The sequence below is a fragment of the Sphingomonas sp. BK069 genome, from assembly GCF_014193405.1.
Lineage (GTDB): Bacteria > Pseudomonadota > Alphaproteobacteria > Sphingomonadales > Sphingomonadaceae > Sphingomonas.
This window is the reverse complement of the sequence record NZ_JACHZH010000004.1, coordinates 312,256-331,295: the sequence shown is the minus strand read 5'-3', so window position 1 is coordinate 331,295 and position 19,040 is coordinate 312,256. Positions and strand designations below refer to the sequence as shown.

The following is a 19,040-nucleotide window of genomic DNA, read 5'->3' as shown; positions in this document are numbered from 1 at the left end:
GCCGTCATGTGGTCAACGCCTGGTTAGCGCGCAATTGCAAGTTGACGCGTCGCCGTTGCAGCAGGCGCAACCGCGCGAGCGATGGCGGGCAGTGCGAGCGGCAGGCCGGCGAGCCACACCGGCGCGAGCATCAGCCCCCAATAGCTGTTCTCGGGCCGCCCGATCAGCAGCGTGGGTACCAGCAACGTCACCAAGGCGAGAGTAACGCGGCGTGTATAGCCCGACGAGTTGCTCACCCAGCCGTAGAGCGCGAGCGGGACGCAGACGGCGGTGGCCGCTGTCGGGAAGAGCGCGAGCGGCGTGGTGGCGCGCGCCATCGCGAGATCGAAGCTCCAGCCGCCCGCGCGGACCCATCCTTGCGACACCGCGTCGCCCGGCCGCAGTATCGCGGCGACCGCGCTCGCATGAGCCGTGAGCGCGATAACGGCGGCAGTCGCGGCGGCCGCCCATCCCAGCGCCTCGTCATGCCGCCGCTCGAGCACCGCGGCGAACGCCATCGCGACGAGATACGGGAGCGCCAACTCTCGGAAGAGCGCGGCGGCGAGCCCAAGCAGCGCGGCGACCCGCCAGCGGCGCTGGTCACGCGACGCGAGCGACAGCGCCACCAGCAGCCCCGCCCAGCACTCGGGCCAGAGCGCGACCACGGCATTGGCCAGCGGCAGCGCGGACGCGGCGGCGATCGCGCTGGCGCCGCCCCAGAGGAGACGTGGGCCGATCGTCGCGCGCAGGCGATAAGCGAAGGCCATCGCAGCGAGCAGCGCCAGCGCGCGCAGCGCCCACAGAGCGCCCTGCGCGCCGACCAGACGATAGATCCAGGCACGCGTCGGTAGCCGCACCGCGACGAAGGGCTTCAGCGGGAAATCGCGGGCGCGATGTTCGGCGGCGACCGCGGCGTAGTAACCCTGCCCATCGGCGACGCGGCGGTCGATCGCGCGATACAGCGCGGCGTCACCGTTCGAGGCGGTGGCGGCAGGGTGCGCCGTCGGCGGGGCAGGGGAGAGCAGGCCAATCGCGATCAGCATTATCGTCGCCGCCAGCAGCAGCCGCGCGACGGCACGGGGCGGCAGTGCGACAGGAAACGAGAACGAGGCGGGCACGCCGGCACATTGCGCGTCGATCGGTTAACGTGCCGTCAACCTGCCCGCCGCTCAGCAGCCGAAGTGACGGAGCTGAAAGCGATAGACCCACAGCAGCAGCGTCGCCGCGCCGAGCAGAAGGCAGAGCCGCGAGCGCGGCCGACACCAGGCACACAGCAGCAGGGCCACGACGGGCAGGAGCGTCAACGTGGCCAGCAGCGGCCGGGCGGGATCGCGTGCGCCGAGCACGGCACACCGCGATCCCGGCACGAGATCGTCACCGGCGGCGATCCACTCGAGCGGGCTGGTCGAGAGCGTCACGATCGATAGTGCCGCCGCCAACGTCGACAGCGTGAGCACGAGGCGCTTGGCGCGGGCGAGCTGCCGCAGCGCTCGATCTCGCCGACGGCGCGGTGGCTGCCTAACGGGCGGCGCTGGCGTGTCCCGGGGCTCCGGCGCGGGCGGCGGCCGCCGCGCCGCGTGACCGCGCCGGCCGGGCATGGCTCAGCAAGCGTCGATCAGCGCGCGCAGCGCGGGATCGCGCACCTCGAGCACCTCGAACAGGCCAAGCGCGCGGAGCACCGGCACCGCCCCGGCGATCGCGCCCGTCAGCAGCGCGCGTTCGGGCGGCGCGATATCCGGCTCGGCCCAGCGACGCGCGTTGCGGAGGAAGGCGGCGACGGTGCCCTTACCCGCGGGAACGCCGTCGATCTCGGCGTGATCGACACCGTCGGCGAGCACGTCTTCGGGGCGCGAGGGAAGGGGCTGATCGATCACGCGCGGGCTCCGTCAGGTATTAACCCTCTCATTCTAGGACGCTCCGCCGTCGCGCCGCCGCGACGGGGCACAAAAAAGAAGCCGCCGCCCGGCATCCCGGGCGGCGGCTCGATCAGGTCGGCGAGCGGCGCGGGGCGCCGCCCGTCTCGTCTCACTGCTCGTTGAGATACTCGCCCGCGTCGGCGTCGGTGCCGGTGCCCGAGGGCACCACCGCCGCCAGCGGGTCGCTGCCGGTGCCGGTGTCGTCGCGCGGGCTGCGCTTCTCCTCGGCGGCACGCGTCTGCGACGCCGTGCCGGCCGAACCCGCCGCGATCATCGCCTCCTGCAGCTTGCGCTGCTGGACGCGCAGCGCGGCGTCACGCGACGAGGCCGCCACGCGCAGGCGGTTCATCCCCGCGCCGGTGCCCGCCGGGATCAGCCGCCCGACGATGACGTTCTCCTTGAGGCCCATCAGCGTGTCCTGCTTGCCCTGGACCGCCGCCTCGGTGAGAACGCGGGTGGTCTCCTGGAACGACGCCGCCGAGATGAAGCTGCGGGTCTGCAGCGACGCCTTGGTGATGCCGAGCAGGATCGGCTTGCCCGCGGCGCGCGCCTGACCGTCCTCCAGCTTCTCGTTGATCGCGTCCATCTCCTCGCGGTCGACCTGCTCACCGACCAGCAGCGTGGTGTCGCCGCTCTCGATGATCTCGACCTTCTGGAGCATCTGGCGGACGATCGTCTCGATGTGCTTGTCGTTGATCTTCACGCCCTGGAGACGATAGACCTCCTGGATCTCCGAGACGAGATATTCGGCCAGCGGCTCGATGCCGAGCACCTCGAGGATGTCGTGCGGATCGGGGCTGCCGCCGATCAGGTTGTCGCCACGCTTGACGTAGTCGCCTTCCTGAACGTCGATCACCTTCGACTTGGGCACGAGATACTCGACGACCTCGCCGCCGTCCTCGGGCTGGATGCCGATCTTGCGCTTCGCCTTATAGTCCTTGCCGAACACGACGCGGCCAGAGACCTTGGCGATGATCGCGTTCTCCTTGGGCTTGCGCGCCTCGAACAGCTCGGCGACGCGCGGCAGACCGCCGGTGATGTCGCGCGTCTTGGCCGACTCGCGCGCGACACGCGCGAGCACGTCGCCCGCCTGCACCGTCGCATTGTCCTCCACCGACAGCACCGCCCCCGGCGCCAGCAGGTAGCGCGCCGCTTCGCCCGAGCCCTCGTCGAGCAGGGTCATGCGCGGGCGCAGATCCTCCTTCGACTTGGTGGTCGCGCGATATTCGGTGACCACGCGCTGCGCGATACCGGTCGCCTCGTCGACCTGCTCGGTGAGCGTCTTGCCCTCGATCAGGTCCTGGAACTTCACGGTACCGCCGGTTTCCGTGATCACCGGCATGGTGAACGGGTCCCACTCGGCCATGCGGTCGCCCTTGGAGACGATATGGCCGTCGTCGAACATCACGTACGCGCCGTACGGAATCTTGTGCACGGCCAGCTCGCGCCCGTCCATGTCAACGATCGCGATCTCGGCCGAGCGGCTGAGCACGACGCGACGGCCGCGCTGGTCCTCGATCACGCGAACGTCGCGGAACTCGACGGTGCCGTCGACCGGCGCCTCGAGGTTCGACTGCTCGTTGAGCTGCGCCGCGCCGCCGATGTGGAAGGTCCGCATCGTCAGCTGCGTGCCCGGCTCGCCGATGGACTGCGCCGCGATCACGCCGACCGCCTCGCCGATGTTGACCGGGGTGCCGCGCGCGAGATCACGCCCGTAGCACTTGCCGCAGACGCCGACCTTGCTCTCGCAGACCAGCGGCGAGCGGATCTTCATCGCCGGGATGCCCAGCGCCTCGATCTGCGCCACCATCGGCTCGTCGAGCAGCGTGCCGACCGGGATCACCACCTTGCCCGTCTTGGCGTCGACCACGTCCTCCGCCGTGGTGCGGCCGAGGATGCGCTCGCCGAGCGACGCGATGGTCGAGCCGCCCTGCACGATCGCCTTCATCTCGAGCGCGCGCTCGGTGCCGCAATCCTCCTCGATGATGACGCAATCCTGCGACACGTCGACAAGGCGGCGGGTGAGATAGCCCGAGTTGGCGGTCTTCAACGCGGTGTCCGCCAGGCCCTTACGGGCGCCGTGGGTCGAGTTGAAATATTCGAGGACGGTCAGGCCTTCCTTGAAGTTCGAGATGATCGGCGTCTCGATGATCTCGCCCGACGGCTTGGCCATCAGGCCGCGCATACCCGCGAGCTGCTTGATCTGCGCCTGCGAGCCACGCGCACCCGAGTGCGCCATCATGTAGATCGAGTTGATCGGCTTCTCGCGGCCCGTCTCCGGATCGACCTTGACCGCCTTGATCTCGTTCATCATCGAGGCCGCCACCTGGTCGCCGCAGCGGCTCCAGGCGTCGATCACCTTGTTGTACTTTTCCTGCTGCGTGATCAGGCCGTCCTGATACTGCTGCTCATAGTCCTTCACCTGGTCGCGCGTCTCGTCGACCAGCTGCTCCTTGTCGCCCGGGATGATCATGTCATCCTTGCCGAAGGAGATGCCGGCGCGGAACGCGTGACGGAAGCCGAGCGACATGATCGCGTCGGCGAACAACACCGTCTCCTTCTGGCCGGTGTGGCGGTAGACCTCGTCGATGACGTCGCCGACGTCCTTCTTGGTCAGCAGCCGGTTGACGACGTCGAAGGGCACCTTGTGGCTCTTCGGCAGCGTCTCGCCCAGCAGCATGCGCCCCGGCGTCGTCTCGAAGCGCTTGAGATACTGCTTACCCTGCTCGTCGGTCTGCGGCACGCGGCTGACGATCTTGGTGTGGAGCGTCACCGCGCCGGCGAACAGCGCCTGGTGCACCTCGGCCATGTCGCCGAGCAGCATGCCCTCGCCGGGCTCGCCCTGCTTCTCCATCGACAGATAATAGAGGCCCAGCACCATGTCCTGCGACGGCACGATAATCGGCTTGCCGTTCGCGGGGCTCAGGATGTTGTTGGTCGACATCATCAGGACGCGCGCTTCCAGCTGCGCCTCGAGCGACAGCGGGACGTGCACGGCCATCTGGTCGCCGTCGAAGTCGGCGTTGAACGCCGAGCAGACCAGCGGGTGCAGCTGGATCGCCTTGCCTTCGATCAGCACCGGCTCGAACGCCTGGATGCCGAGCCGGTGGAGCGTCGGCGCGCGGTTGAGCAGCACCGGATGCTCGCGGATCACCTCGTCCAGGATGTCCCAGACTTCCTTGCGCTCCTTCTCGACCCACTTCTTCGCCTGCTTGAGCGTCATGCTCAGGCCCTTGGCGTCGAGGCGCGCGTAGATGAACGGCTTGAACAGCTCGAGCGCCATCTTCTTGGGCAGGCCGCACTGGTGCAGCTTGAGCTCGGGACCGGTCACGATCACCGAACGGCCCGAATAGTCGACGCGCTTGCCGAGCAGGTTCTGGCGGAAGCGGCCCTGCTTGCCCTTGAGCATGTCGGACAGCGACTTCAGCGGACGCTTGTTGGCGCCCGTGATCGTCCGGCCGCGACGGCCATTGTCGAACAGAGCGTCGACTGCCTCCTGCAGCATGCGCTTCTCGTTGCGGACGATGATGTCCGGCGCGCGCAGCTCCATGAGGCGCTTGAGGCGGTTGTTGCGGTTGATGACGCGGCGGTACAGGTCGTTGAGATCCGACGTCGCGAAGCGGCCGCCGTCGAGCGGCACCAGCGGGCGCAGCTCGGGCGGGATCACCGGCACGACCTCGAGGATCATCCACTCGGGCCGATTGCCGGACTCAAGGAAGGACTCGACGACCTTGAGCCGCTTGATGATCTTCTTCGGCTTCAGCTCGGACTTGGTCGTCGCCAGCTCCTCGAGCAGCGCGACCTTCTCACCCTCGAGGTCGAGGCTCTCAAGCATGATGCGGACGGCCTCGGCGCCGATGCCGGCCGAGAAGGCGTCCTCGCCATATTCGTCCTGCGCCTCGAGCAGCTCGTCCTCGGTGAGCAGCTGATACTTCTCGAGCGGGGTCAGGCCCGGCTCGATCACGATATACGCCTCGAAGTACAGCACGCGCTCGAGCTGCTTGAGCTGCATATCGAGCAGCAGGCCGATGCGCGACGGCAGTGACTTGAGGAACCAGATGTGCGCGACCGGGGCGGCCAGCTCGATATGGCCCATGCGCTCGCGGCGGACCTTCGAGACGGTCACCTCGACGCCGCACTTCTCGCAGACGATGCCCTTGTACTTCATGCGCTTGTACTTGCCGCACAGGCACTCGTAATCCTTGATCGGACCGAAGATGCGCGCGCAGAACAGGCCGTCACGCTCGGGCTTGAACGTGCGATAGTTGATCGTCTCGGGCTTCTTGATCTCGCCGAACGACCAGCTGCGGATCTTGTCCGGCGACGCGATCCCGATCTGGATCTGGTCGAACGTCTCCGGCTTGGCGAGCGGATTGGCGAAATTGGTCAGTTCGTTCATCTTGCTTTCCTCACAGGGAGGGAAAAACCACATCCGTTCGCCCTGAGGAGGGCCTGAGCGGAGGCGAAGGCCCGTCTCGAAGGGCACGCCCCGCCTCAGTCCCTCGGGACGCCGCTTCGACTTCGCTCAGCGGCTCCTCAGGACGAACGGTGTTATCTGCTCACTCGGCCGCGATGGCGACGCCGTCCTCGTCCACGCCCAGGTCCATCGTCTTGAGATCGACGTTGAGACCCAGCGAGCGCATCTCCTTGACGAGCACGTTGAAGCTCTCGGGAATGCCGGCCTCGAACGTGTCGTCGCCCTTGACGATCGCCTCGTAGACCTTGGTGCGGCCGACCACGTCGTCGGACTTCACCGTCAGCATCTCCTGCAGCGTGTAGGCGGCGCCATAGGCCTGGAGCGCCCACACCTCCATCTCGCCGAAGCGCTGGCCGCCGAACTGCGCCTTGCCGCCCAGCGGCTGCTGGGTGACGAGCGAGTAGGGCCCGATCGAGCGCGCGTGAATCTTGTCGTCCACGAGGTGGTGCAGCTTGAGCATGTAGATGATGCCCACCGTCACCTTGCGGTCGAACTGGTCGCCGGTGCGCCCGTCGAACAGGTCCGACTGGCCCGAGCGATCGAGGCCGGCGAGCTCCAGCATCTCGGCGACATCGGCTTCCACCGCGCCGTCGAACACCGGGGTCGCCATCGGCACGCCCGCTTTCAGGTTCTGCGCCAGCTCGACGATCTCGTTGCCGTCGCGGGCGCGGATGTCGTCGAGGTAGTGCTCGCCATAGACCGTCTCGAGCCGCTCCTTCACCGCCGCGGGCATCTCGCCCGCGGTGGCGTCGGGGTTGGCCTCGCGCCAGTCCTCCAGCGCATGCGAGATCTGCTGCCCCAGGCCGCGCGCGGCCCAGCCGAGGTGGGTCTCGAAGATCTGCCCGACGTTCATGCGCGACGGCACGCCCAGCGGGTTGAGCACGAGGTCCACCGGCGTCCCGTCGGCGAGGAACGGCATGTCCTCCACCGGCAGGATGCGGCTGATCACGCCCTTGTTGCCGTGGCGGCCGGCCATCTTGTCGCCCGGCTGCAGCTTGCGCTTCACCGCGACGAACACCTTGACCATCTTGAGCACGCCCGGCGGCAGCTCGTCGCCGCGCTCCAGCTTCTCGCGGCGATCCTCGAACTTGTCGCGGATCTTCTTGGCGGCCTCGTCATACTGCGCCTTGACCGCTTCCAGATTGGCCTGGACCGCGTCGTCCTGCACCGCGAACTTCCACCACTCGTGGCGGTCGACGCTGTCGAGCAGGTCCATGTCGATCGTCGCGCCCTTCTTCAGGCCCTTCGGCACCGCCGTCGCGACCTGGTCAAGCAGCATCTCGCGCAGGCGGCTCCACGTCGCCCGGTTGAGGATCGTGCGCTCGTCGTCCGAGTCCTTCTTCAGGCGCTCGATCTCCTCGCGCTCGATCGCCATCGCGCGCTCGTCCTTGTCGATGCCATGGCGATTGAACACGCGCACGTCGACGATCGTCCCGGCGACGCCCGGCGGCAAGCGCAGCGAGGTGTCGCGCACGTCGCTGGCCTTCTCGCCGAAGATGGCGCGGAGCAGCTTCTCCTCCGGCGTCATCGGGCTCTCGCCCTTGGGCGTGATCTTGCCGACCAGGATGTCGCCCGGCTCCACCTCGGCGCCGATGTAGACGATGCCCGCCTCGTCGAGGTTGCGCAGCGCCTCCTCGCCGACGTTCGGGATGTCGCGGGTGATGTCCTCGGGCCCGAGCTTGGTGTCGCGCGCCATCACTTCGAACTCGTCGATGTGGATCGACGTGAACACGTCGTCCTTGACGATCCGCTCGGAGATGAGGATCGAATCCTCGTAGTTGTACCCGTTCCACGGCATGAACGCGACGAGCGCGTTCCGGCCCAGCGCCAGCTCGCCGAACTCGGTCGACGGGCCGTCCGCGATCACGTCGCCGACATTGACCACGTCGCCCACCTTCACCAGCGGGCGCTGGTTGATGCAGGTCGACTGGTTTGAGCGCTGGAACTTCATCAGCGTGTAGATGTCGACGCCCGACTCGGTCGCGCTGACGTCACCCGTGGCGCGGATCACGATGCGGCTGGCGTCGACCTGGTCGACCACGCCGGCGCGCTTGGCGGCGATCGCCGCGCCCGAATCGCGCGCGACGGTCTCCTCCATGCCGGTGCCGACGAACGGCGCCTCGGCCTTGACCAGCGGCACCGCCTGGCGCTGCATGTTCGAGCCCATCAGCGCGCGGTTGGCGTCGTCGTTCTCCAGGAACGGGATCAGCGAGGCCGCGACCGACACGAGCTGCTTGGGCGAGACGTCCATCAGCGTGATCGTCTCGGGCAGCGCCATGAGGAACTCGCCCGCCTGACGCGCGGAGACCAGCTCCTCGGTCAGCCGGCCGTCCGCGTCGAGGTCGGCGGAGGCCTGCGCGATCGTGTGCTTGGCCTCTTCCATCGCCGACAGATAGACCACCTCGCCGGTGACCTTGTTGTCGACGACCTTACGGTACGGCGTCTCGATGAAGCCGTACTTGTTGACGCGGCTGAAGCTCGCGAGCGAGTTGATCAGACCGATGTTCGGGCCCTCCGGCGTCTCGATCGGGCAGATGCGGCCATAGTGCGTCGGGTGGACGTCGCGGACCTCGAAGCCCGCGCGCTCACGCGTCAGACCGCCCGGCCCGAGCGCCGAGACGCGACGCTTGTGCGTCACCTCGGAGAGCGGGTTGGTCTGGTCCATGAACTGCGACAGCTGCGACGAACCGAAGAACTCGCGCACCGCGGCGACAGCGGGCTTGGCGTTGATCAGGTCGTTCGGCATCACCGTCGACACGTCGACCGACGACATGCGCTCCTTCACCGCGCGCTCCATGCGCAGCAGGCCGACGCGATACTGGTTCTCGAGCAGCTCGCCGACCGAGCGGACGCGGCGGTTGCCGAGATTGTCGATGTCGTCGATCTCGCCCTTGCCGTCCTTCAGGTCGACCAGCGTCTTGACCACCGCGAGGATGTCCTCGGTGCGCAGCGTCGTCACCGTGTCCTCGGCGTCGAGGTCGAGGCGCATGTTCAGCTTCACGCGGCCCACCGCCGACAGGTCGTAGCGGTCCGGATCGAAGAACAGGCCGGCGAACAGCGATTCCGCGGTCTCGAGCGTCGGCGGCTCGCCGGGGCGCATCACGCGATAGATGTCGGACAGCGCCTGCTCGCGCTCCTCGGCCTTGTCGGCCTTGAGCGTGTTGCGGATCCACGGACCGGTAGTGACATGGTCGATGTCGAGCAGCTCGATCCGGTCGATCCCGGCCTTGTCGAGCTTCTCGAGGCTCTCCGGCCCCATCTCGTCACCGGCCTCGACGTAGATCTCGCCGGTCTTCTCGTTGATCAGGTCATAGGCGGAATAGCGGCCGTAGATCTCCTCGGTGGGGATCAGCAGCGTCTGCAGCCCGTCCTTGCCCGCCTTGTTGGCGGCGCGCGGGGTCACCTTTGTGCCCGCGGCGAACACCACCTCGCCCGAGGCGGCGTCGATCAGGTCGAACGTCGGCTTCACGCCGCGCCAGTTCTCGGGCGCGAACGGGATCTGCCAGCCACCCTCGCCGCGCACATAGGTGACGCGGTTGTAGAAGTGGTTGAGGATCTCCTCCGAGTTGAGGCCCAGAGCGTACAGCAGCGCCGTCACCGGCAGCTTGCGCTTCCGGTCGATGCGGACGTTGACGATGTCCTTGGCGTCGAACTCGAAGTCGAGCCACGAGCCGCGATAGGGGATGACGCGCGCGGCGAAGAGATACTTGCCGCTCGCGTGGGTCTTCCCGCGGTCGTGATCGAACAGCACGCCCGGCGAACGGTGCATTTGCGACACGATCACGCGCTCGGTGCCGTTGATGAAGAAGGTGCCGTTCTCGGTCATGAGCGGCATGTCGCCCATGTAGACGTCCTGCTCCTTGATATCGAGCACCGAGCGGGTCTCCGTATCGGGATCCACCTCGAACACGATCAGGCGCAACGTGACGCGCATCGGCGCGGCATAGGTGATACCGCGCTGGCGGCACTCCTCCACGTCGAACTTCGGCGGCTCGAGCTCGTAGGTCACGAAGTCGAGCTCGGCGGTGCCGGCGAAATCGCGGATCGGGAACACGCTGCGCAGCGTCTTCTCGAGACCCGAGACATAGCCGATCGAGGGATCCGAGCGCAGGAACTGCTCGTAGCTCTCGCGCTGGACCTCGATCAGGTTCGGCATCTGCACGACTTCGTGGATGTTGCCGAAGACCTTGCGGATGCGCCGCTTGCGCGTGCCGCTGAGCCGGTCGGAGCGCGCGGAGCCCGCGTCGATCGCCTTGGTTGCCATAGGAGCGTGTGCCTCGTCAGCCAGAATATACGGGCGCATGGACCGAACGGCGAAAGGCCGCGCGTCTGATCCCGGCGGGCGGGAGACGGCGACCTTCAGCGTCCTGAACCCCTCGACCCATACGTATGACTCGCTGCGCGACGGCGTGCCATGTCCCGAGATCGAAGGAAGTGACCGGGATATAGGCTCGTCGTGTTGGAGCGTCAACCGGGCGGGGGTGGCTCGGCGGCGCGGGGCAGGGCGGTTGACCTCCTCCGTGAGCGCGGTAGCGGGTGCGGCGATGTTCACGCGTAACCTCCTCGTCCTGCTGGCCTCGCTGCCGCTCGCCCTGCCCGCGTCGGCGCAGCAGGCGACAACGGCGCCGGTCACCACCGTGCCGCCGGCCGATTCGGCAGTCCCGCCGCCGATCTCCTGGTCGCTGCCGCCGGGGCCTGGTGCCACGCCGAGCGTGCCAGCCGCGGTCGCGCCGGTCCGGGTCGCGCCGACGCCGCGTCCGACGCCGACGGCGCGAGCGACGCCCGCGCCGGCGCCGCGAGCGAGTCCGACGCCGCGCGAAGCGCCTACGCCGACCCCGCGCGGCATCGCGACACCGGCAGAACGTGCGCCGGCCGTCGTCGCGACGCCGGTCGCCGCGTCCAGTCCGTCGGTGACATCGCCGGCCGCGGCTCCCGTCGGCACGCCGTCGCCGACGCCATCGCCGAGCGCCGCGGCGAGCGGCGTCATTCCAGTGCCTCCGCCCGCTTCCGCTCCGCCGGCACCGCTGTGGCGAGCCGACTGGCTGATCGCGGGTGCGCTCGTCCTGCTGGTCGGCGCCGCGCTGCTGTTGTGGCGGCGGCAGCGGCGCAAGGGATCGAGCGACGTCCACGCCGATGAGGTCGCGGTCTCCTCGGCGACGGTGGAGGCGCGCGCGCACCAGCCGCCCGCCTCGGATCCGGTACCACCCCTCGCCCCCGTGCCGACCGACTCCTTACCGACGTCGCCCGCCGTCGCTGCACCGCGCGCGCGCCTGACCGTGGCGCTGCGCCCGCGTCGCGGCGGGATCAACCTGGTCACCGCGACGCTCGACGCCGAATTGGAGATCGTCAACAGGGGTGATGCGCCGGCGGAGGCGATACACGTCACCGCGCGGCTGCTGAGCGCCCACCGCGACCAGCAGGCCGAACTCGACGCACTCTTCGCCGAACCGCGCGTGCGTCCCGCGACGGCGCCCTTCTTCCTCGCGCCGGGCGAGGCGCGCGTGCTGCCGCTGCTGCTCACGCTGCCACGCGCTGCGATCCGGCCGATCGACATGGGCGGGCACGCGATGTTCGTGCCCGTCGCGGCGGTGGACGTGCGCTATGCCAGCGGGGCGGGCGAGGCGCAGAGCGCGGCGGCCTTCGCGGTGGGCGTGGAGCGCGACGGCGCGACGAAGCTGGCGCCCTTCCGGCTCGACGGCCCCGCGCGCATGCACGAGACGCTCGGCGCGCGGCCACACGGCGAGCCGGTGATGCGCTGAGACCGAGCGACGCGACAGCGCAGCGCTTCAGCAGGTGAACGGTGTCGCGCAAACTGCGGGTGTCAACGGACGGATGTCGGGACCTCGGTGAAGCAACACCATCGACCGCATTGTCACCGCTTTGCTGCCGGAAGAGCAGCTCTCACCGCCAGGCGGTCGTCCTCAGCGTCCTCCCGTGACGCGACCGCCTGCCGCCTCAGGTCGACGCGCGCACCACCAGGGTCGCCGGCAGCGTGAGGTGATCGGTTGGCTCGCCCGCGATCTGGCGCACCAAAGTGTCGACCAGCACCGCGCCGGCCCGCGCGTAATCCTGCGCCACCGTGGTGAGCGGCGGGCGCGTCAGGCTCGCCGCAGGAATGTCGTCGAAGCCGACCACCGACACTGCGCGCGGCACCACCAGCCCGGCCTCGTCGAGCGCGCGCAGCGCGCCCAGCGCGATCAGGTCGGAGGCGGCGAACAGCGAGTCGAAGCCGATGCCGCGCGCGATCAGCCGCTGCGTCGCCTCATAGCCCGCCTGTTCGGACGATAGCGCGTCGACGTGCAGCCCCGGGTCCGCCGCGAGCCCGGCCTCGCGCAGCGCGTCGGCGAGGCCGCGGTAGCGGTCGCGGAACTCGGGATAATGGTCGCTCGCCTCGCCGATGAAGGCGACGCGGCGGCGCTTGCGCTCGATCAGGTGGCGGCCGACCGCGGCGCCGCCCGCGCGATTGTCGCAGCCGATCACCGTGCCGAGCCCGCCGCTCGCCGCGACCGAGCCGTAGCGCACGAAGCGAGTCTTCTGCCCGACCAGCTGCTCGACGCGCGCGCGGTACAGCTGCCAGTCGCCGTAGCCGAGCAGGATCAGCCCGTCGGCCTTCCGCGAATCGGCATAGTCGACGTGCCAGTCGGCGGAGAGCTGCTGGAACGAGGTGAGCAGGTCATAGCCGCGCAGCGCGCAGGTCTTGAGGATCGATCCCAGCATCGACAGGAAGAACGGGTTGATGTGCGAATCGTCGGGCAGCGGGTCTTCGAAGAACAGTAGCGCCAGCGTGCGCGCCTCGCCTTTCCGTAGCGACGAGGCGGCGCGGTCGACCTTATAGTTGAGCTGGCGCGCGATCGCCTCGATGCGAAGCCGTGTCGCCGCGCTCACCGTCTTGTCGCCGCGCAGCGCGCGCGACACGGTGGGCTGCGAGACGCCGGCCAGCGCCGCGATGTCGAACGAGGTGACTTTGTCGGACAGCGCCATGGCGGCGGATCGGTCTCTCCAGCGGGAGCATCTTCTACCGCGCGGGCGCCGCGCTGTGAATACGTATGCCCTGCGCTGGCCAAGCGCAGCGCCGCGCCGCATCAGGCGGCGAACCGCGCGGCCTGTCCCGACGCGGCACGGGGAGGGTGAGCGGATGGTGGTGTCGGGATCTTCGCTGGAGGTGTGCTCCCGCGAAAGCGGGAGCCTAGAGCCACAGAGCAGCATGTTCGTGGCTCTGGGTTCCCGCCCGCGCGGGAACGCGGGTGAGGCCAGGGCGGCTTCGTCCTCCTCCGCGTGGCGCGGGACGGACGGCACCGCCCCGTCCTCGCTGCCGCCGTCAGAGGGGCACGCCGCCGCTCCGTTCTCTTGGACGTCATCCCGAACTTGTTTCGGGATCCACCATGCCGCGTCCTCAGTGGCGGCGGCGCTCGCGGGACCGTGGATCCTGAAACGAGGTCAGGATGACGCTAGGAGCGCAAGCGTTCGCGCTCGTCCCCTCACCGTCATGACCATCCTCGCCGCGCTGCTCACCACCGCCACCCCCGCGCTCGCCGACCCGCTGACCGATCTGCGCGCGCGTCTGCCGCAGGACGAGGTGATCTACTTCGCGCTGCCCGACCGCTTCGACAACGCCGATCCGAGCAACGACCGCGGCGGGCTCAGCGGCGACCGGCTCGTCACCGGCTATGACCCGGCCGCCAAGGGCTTCTATCACGGCGGCGACCTCAAGGGGCTGACGCGCCGGCTCGACTATGTCGAGGCGCTCGGCGCGACCGCGATCTGGGTCGGGCCGATCTTCCGCAACAAGCCAGTGCAGGGCCCCAAGGGGCAGGAGAGCGCGGGCTATCACGGCTATTGGATCACCGACTTCGAGCATGTCGACCCGCATCTCGGCACCGACGCCGAGTTCAAGGCGCTGGTCGACGCCGCGCACGCGCGCGGCATCAAGGTCTACATGGACATCATCGTCAACCACACCGCCGACGTGATCCAATATCGCGAGTGCGGCGACTGCACCTATCGCAGTCGTGCCGACTATCCGTACCAGCGCCGCGGCGGCGTCGGCGGCGCCGCGATCAATCCCGGCTTCGACGGTGACCAGGACCAGAGCGCCGCCAATTTCGCCCGCCTGATCGACCCCAGCTACGCCTACACGCCGTTTGTGCCCAAGGGCGAGGAGAAAGCCAAGTCGCCCGCCTGGCTCAACGATGTCACGCTCTACCACAATCGCGGGAACAGCACGTTCAGCAACGAGAGCTCGACCATGGGCGATTTCGTCGGGCTGGACGATCTGATGACCGAGAACCCGCGCGTCGTCAGCGGCATGATCGAGATCTTCGGCGGCTGGATCGACCGCTTCGGCGTGGACGGCTTCCGCATCGACACCGCGCGCCACGTCAATCCCGAGTTCTGGCAGCAGTTCGTCCCCGCGATCCAGGCGCGGGCGAAGGCGCGCGGAATCCCGAACTTCCACGTCTTCGGTGAGGTGGCGGCCGACCAGCTCGACCCCGGCCCGCTCGCGGTGCACACGCGCGTCGACAGATTGCCCGCGGTGCTCGACTTCGCCTTCCGCCGCGCGGTGCTCGATACGGTGGCGGGACAGCGCGGCACCGACGCGTTCGAGACGCTGATCCGCGGCGACGCTTTGTACGATGGCGGCGAGGCGGCCGCGCGCACGCTCCCCACCTTCGTCAGCAACCACGACAACGGCCGCTTCGCCTATTTCGTTCGCCAGGGCTTCCCGCAGGCGAGCGAAGACGAGGTGCTGCGCCGGGTCGAGCTCGCCAACGCGATGCTGCTCACCCTGCGCGGCGTGCCGACGATCTACTCGGGCGACGAGCAGGGCTTCACCGGCGACGGCAACGACCAGGACGCGCGCGAGGATATGTTCGCCAGCCGCGTCGCCAGCTACAATGACAATCGCCTGCTCGGCACCAGCACCACCACCGCCACCGCGCATTTCGGGCGCGACAACCCGCTGTTCCGCCAGATTGCGACGCTCGCGCAGGTGCGCCGTGCGGAGCCGGCGCTCCGCGAGGGGCGGACGCTGCTGCGCGCGCGCGGCGACACGCCGGGACTGCTCGCGGTGTCGCGCGTCGACGCGGCGAGCGGGCGCGAGATCCTGCTGGCCTTCAACACCTCTACCCAGCCCATCGACCGGCTGGTCGAGATCGGCCTGCGCGGTGCCACCGTCGCCACGCTCGCTGGCGCGGGCTGCGCCGCGCGCGCCGCCGCGCCCGGATCGCTGCGTGTGACCTTGCCGCCGCTCGGCTATGCCGTGTGCGCTATCGGAGAGACAGAATGACCGACCCGTGGTGGAAGGGCGCCGCCGTCTACCAGATCTACCCGCGCAGCTTCGCCGACGCGAACGGCGACGGTGTGGGCGACCTGCGCGGCATCGCCGCGCACCTGGACCATGTCGCCTCGCTCGGCGTCGACGCGATCTGGATCTCGCCCTTCTACACGTCGCCGATGCGCGACTTCGGCTATGACGTCGCCGATTACTGCGACGTCGACCCGACCTTCGGCACGCTCGCCGACTTCGACGCGCTGGTCGCGCGCGCGCACGCGCTGGGGCTGAAGGTGATCACCGACCAGGTCTGGTCGCACACCTCGGAGCAGCATGCCTGGTTCCGCCAGAGCCGCCAGCGCCGCGACGGCGACAAGCACGACTGGTACGTCTGGGCGGATGCGAAGGAGGACGGCTCGCCGCCCAACAACTGGCAGTCGGTGTTCGGCGGCCCGGCCTGGACCTGGGACGCGCGGCGCCAGCAATATTACCTCCACACCTTCCTGCGCGAACAGCCCCAGCTCAACGTACGGAACCCGGCGGTGCAGGAGGCGCTGCTGGCGGTGGGGCGGTTCTGGCTGGAGCGCGGGGTCGACGGCTTCCGGCTCGACGCGATCAACCACGCGATGGGCAGCGCGGCGCTGACCGACAACCCGCCCGCGCCGCCCTCGAACAAGCCGCGGACGCGCTCGTTCGACTTCCAGCTCAAGCAGCACAGTCAGGATCAGCCCGACATGCTGCCTTTCGTCGAGCGCATCCGCGCGCTGACCGACGAGTATCCCGATCGCTTCACCGTGGCCGAGATCGGCGGCGAGGAGAGCGACTGGGTGCGCAAGGATTATACCGCGCCGCGCCGGCTCGACACTGCCTACGGCTTCGACTTCCTCTACGCCGAGCAGCTGACCCCGGCGCTGGTGCGCGCCGCGCTGGCGCAATGGCCCGGCGCCGCGGACGAGGGCTGGCCGAGCTGGGCGTTCGAGAACCACGACGCGCCGCGCGCGGTGTCGCGCTGGGCGCTGCCCCAGCATCGCGACGCCTTCGCCCGCGCCAAGATGGTGCTGCTGGCGGGGCTGCGCGGCAACATCTTCCTCTACCAGGGCGAGGAACTCGGGCTGACCCAGGTGGCGGTGCCGTTCGAGCTGCTCCAGGACCCCGAGGCGATCGCCAATTGGCCGCTGACGCTCAGCCGCGACGGCGCGCGCACGCCAATGCCGTGGCGAGCGGAGGGGCCGGGGCACGGCTTCACCGCGGGGACGCCGTGGCTGCCGTTCGGCGCGGACCACGGCGCGCTGGCGGTGGACGCGCAGGAGGCGGATGCGGGCTCGCTGCTGCACTGGACGCGGCGGCTGCTGGCGCTCCGCCGCGCGCATCCGGCGTTGCGGGTCGGACCGATCGCGTTCGTCGACCTGGGGCCGGGCGTGGTGGCGTTCGAGCGAGTCGCCGGTGACGAGCGGCTGCTGTGCGTGGTCAACCTGACGGCCGAGCCGCGCGAGCTGACGCTGCCCGACGGCGTGACACTGGTGGCCAGCGGGGTGAGCGGGACGCGTTTTGAGGGCTATGGCGCGCTGCTGGCGTTGCGCGTCCCGGTGGGGGGCGGGATCGAGGTGAGGGACGGCACCGCTTCTCACGTGCCGCCCGCAACTGGGCCCCGGCCTGCGTCGGGGCACGCGGGTGACGAGGCGCGCGACACTCGCTCCATCGGTGCCCCGGCGGAGGCCGGGGCCCAGTTGGGGGACGCTTCGCCATCTCGCGTGCCGTCCGTAACTGGACCCCGGCGTTCGCCGGGGTGGACGGGAGAAGGGAAGAGGTCGCCGCTCGCCGAGGTCACCACAGCTGCCGCCTCGACCGCCGACGCCATCCCTGGCTCCACCCCCCGCGCGACCTCCCGCGCATGACCCAGCCGCGTCGCCGCCGCCAGTCGCTCGCCGGGCTGGCCAACATCAGCTTCGGCTTCTTCGGCATCCAGATCGGCTTCGCGCTGCAGAACGCGAACATGAGCCGCATCTTCCAGTCGCTGGGCACGCGGCTCGACGACCTGCCCGCGCTATGGGTCGCCGCGCCGCTCACCGGGCTGCTGGTCCAGCCGGTGATCGGCCACCTCAGCGACCGCACCTGGCTGGGCCGGTTCGGGCGGCGGCGGCCCTATTTCCTCGCCGGCGCGCTGCTCGCCGCGCTGTCGCTCCTGATCATGCCGCTGAGCCCGGGGCTGCTCGTCGCGGCGCTGATGCTATGGGTGCTCGACGCCTCGCTCAACGTCTCGATGGAGCCGTTCCGCGCTTTCGTCGGCGACATGCTCGATCGCGACCAGCACGCCGCCGGTTACGGCGTGCAGACCGCCTTCATCGGCGCCGGCGCGGTGGTGGGCTCGATCTTCCCCTGGCTGCTCGAGCAGGCGGGCGTGTCGAACGTCGCGCCGCCGGGCGTCATCCCCGACTCGGTCCGCGTCGCTTTCTGGGCCGGCGGCGCCGCGCTGCTGCTGAGCGTGCTGTGGACGGTGCTGACCACGCGCGAATATTCGCCCGAGGAGATGGAGGCGTTCGACGGCGCGCGCGCCGCCGGTGAGGCCGAGAGCCACGCCGCGCTCGCTGGGCGCGGTGACGGCGCTCCGCTGGCCTGGCTCGGCGCGGGTGCGGCGGTGGTGGCGCTCGTCGCCGCGCTCGGGCTGGAGAAGGAGATGTACCTGCTCGGCGCGCTGCTCGCCGGCTATGGTCTCGCCAGCCTGGTCGCCATCCGGCGCGCGCGGCGGGGGCGGAGAGCGGGCGTGCTCGGGCATCTCGTCGGCGATTTCGCGGGCATGCCGCCGCTGATGAAGCGGCTCGCGCTCGTCCAGTTCTTCAGCTGGTCGGCTTTGTTCATCATGTGGATCAACACCACCCCCGTCGTCACCGGTGCCTTCTACGGCGCGCGCGACGCGGCCAGCCCGGCCTATCAGGAGGGCGCCAACTGGGTCGACGTGCTGTTCGCCGCCTACAACGGCGTGGCGGCGCTCTCCGCGCTGCTGCTGCTGCCGTGGCTGGCGCGGCGCGTCGGCAAGGCGCGCACCCACGCGATCGGGCTCGGCTGCGGTGCGCTCGGCTTCGCCAGCGTCTTCGTGGTGCCCGACGCGCGCTGGCTGCTGCTGAGCGAGGTGGCGATCGGCATCGCCTGGTCGACCATCCTGGCGATGCCCTATGCGATCCTCGCCTCGGCGCTGCCGCAGCGCAAGCTCGGAGTGTACATGGGGCTGTTCAACGTCTTCGTGGTGCTGCCGCAGCTGCTGGTGGCGACGGTGATGGGATCGATCACCAAGCATTTCTTCCCGACCGAGCCGATCTGGACGCTGGCCTTCGCCGCCGCGACGATGCTGGCGGCGGCCTTGGCGATGCTGCGGGTGCGGGTGGAGTGAGGCGACGCGCGA

Annotated in this window: 10 protein-coding genes; 4 read left to right on the top strand and 6 right to left on the bottom strand. The window is 69.5% G+C overall.

Annotated elements, in window-relative coordinates; genetic code table 11:
- Window positions 1-23 precede the first annotated feature (23 nt).
- The 5 genes from FHY02_RS15095 to rpoB form a co-directional block, all read right to left on the bottom strand.
- Window positions 24-1,097 (bottom strand): hypothetical protein, encoded by a 1,074-nt coding sequence (locus tag FHY02_RS15095; RefSeq protein ID WP_183923557.1) that lies wholly within the window; start codon window positions 1,095-1,097, stop codon window positions 24-26.
- 51 nt (window positions 1,098-1,148) lie between these two features.
- On the bottom strand, window positions 1,149-1,436 hold the full coding sequence (locus FHY02_RS15090; RefSeq protein ID WP_183923555.1) for a hypothetical protein: 288 nt from the start codon (window positions 1,434-1,436) through the stop codon (window positions 1,149-1,151).
- A gap of 144 nt (window positions 1,437-1,580) precedes the next feature.
- Complete coding sequence (locus tag FHY02_RS15085; protein WP_221198661.1) at window positions 1,581-1,853, bottom strand: hypothetical protein; 273 nt, start codon at window positions 1,851-1,853, stop codon at window positions 1,581-1,583.
- A gap of 151 nt (window positions 1,854-2,004) precedes the next feature.
- Entirely contained in the window at window positions 2,005-6,294 is a 4,290-nt protein-coding gene (gene rpoC / locus FHY02_RS15080) for a DNA-directed RNA polymerase subunit beta' (protein ID WP_183923553.1), read from the bottom strand.
- Between the two features lie 160 nt (window positions 6,295-6,454).
- Window positions 6,455-10,636: a DNA-directed RNA polymerase subunit beta gene (rpoB, locus tag FHY02_RS15075; RefSeq protein ID WP_183923551.1), complete on the bottom strand. Its 4,182-nt coding sequence runs from the start codon at window positions 10,634-10,636 to the stop codon at window positions 6,455-6,457.
- A 280-nt stretch (window positions 10,637-10,916) separates the two neighbouring features.
- Here rpoB and FHY02_RS15070 point away from each other — a divergent pair, with 280 nt between their 5' ends.
- Window positions 10,917-12,131 (top strand): hypothetical protein, encoded by a 1,215-nt coding sequence (locus FHY02_RS15070; protein ID WP_183923549.1) that lies wholly within the window; start codon window positions 10,917-10,919, stop codon window positions 12,129-12,131.
- Between the two features lie 196 nt (window positions 12,132-12,327).
- Here FHY02_RS15070 and FHY02_RS15065 read toward each other — a convergent pair whose 3' ends face one another.
- On the bottom strand, window positions 12,328-13,353 hold the full coding sequence (locus FHY02_RS15065; protein ID WP_183923547.1) for a LacI family DNA-binding transcriptional regulator: 1,026 nt from the start codon (window positions 13,351-13,353) through the stop codon (window positions 12,328-12,330).
- Window positions 13,354-13,858: 505 nt separating this feature from the next.
- On the opposite strand from FHY02_RS15065, the gene FHY02_RS15060 reads away from it, so the two are divergent.
- Genes FHY02_RS15060 through FHY02_RS15050 form a run of 3 tightly spaced genes read left to right on the top strand, consistent with a single transcriptional unit; the run spans window position 13,859 to window position 19,028 of the window.
- Window positions 13,859-15,658 carry an alpha-amylase family glycosyl hydrolase gene (locus FHY02_RS15060; RefSeq protein ID WP_183923545.1) on the top strand — a complete coding sequence of 600 codons (1,800 nt, stop codon included), beginning with the start codon at window positions 13,859-13,861 and terminating at the stop codon, window positions 15,656-15,658.
- The gene (locus FHY02_RS15055; protein WP_183923543.1) at window positions 15,655-17,538 is read left to right on the top strand and encodes an alpha-glucosidase family protein; all 1,884 of its coding nucleotides are present in this window, start codon (window positions 15,655-15,657) and stop codon (window positions 17,536-17,538) included. Before FHY02_RS15060 ends, FHY02_RS15055 begins: the two co-directional genes overlap by 4 nt.
- Window positions 17,535-19,028: an MFS transporter gene (locus FHY02_RS15050; protein ID WP_183923540.1), complete on the top strand. Its 1,494-nt coding sequence runs from the start codon at window positions 17,535-17,537 to the stop codon at window positions 19,026-19,028. Before FHY02_RS15055 ends, FHY02_RS15050 begins: the two co-directional genes overlap by 4 nt.
- The last annotated feature ends 12 nt before the right edge of the window (window positions 19,029-19,040 follow it).

What these genes read in the sequence shown, in the direction of transcription:
- rpoC (WP_183923553.1), bottom strand. Translation starts at nt 6,294, where the DNA reads ATGAACGAACTGACCAATTTCGCCAATCCGCTCGCCAAGCCGGAGACG.
- rpoB (WP_183923551.1), bottom strand. Translation starts at nt 10,636, where the DNA reads ATGGCAACCAAGGCGATCGACGCGGGCTCCGCGCGCTCCGACCGGCTC.
- FHY02_RS15070 (WP_183923549.1), top strand. Translation starts at nt 10,917, where the DNA reads ATGTTCACGCGTAACCTCCTCGTCCTGCTGGCCTCGCTGCCGCTCGCC.
- FHY02_RS15065 (WP_183923547.1), bottom strand. Translation starts at nt 13,353, where the DNA reads ATGGCGCTGTCCGACAAAGTCACCTCGTTCGACATCGCGGCGCTGGCC.
- FHY02_RS15060 (WP_183923545.1), top strand. Translation starts at nt 13,859, where the DNA reads ATGACCATCCTCGCCGCGCTGCTCACCACCGCCACCCCCGCGCTCGCC.
- FHY02_RS15055 (WP_183923543.1), top strand. Translation starts at nt 15,655, where the DNA reads ATGACCGACCCGTGGTGGAAGGGCGCCGCCGTCTACCAGATCTACCCG.
- FHY02_RS15050 (WP_183923540.1), top strand. Translation starts at nt 17,535, where the DNA reads ATGACCCAGCCGCGTCGCCGCCGCCAGTCGCTCGCCGGGCTGGCCAAC.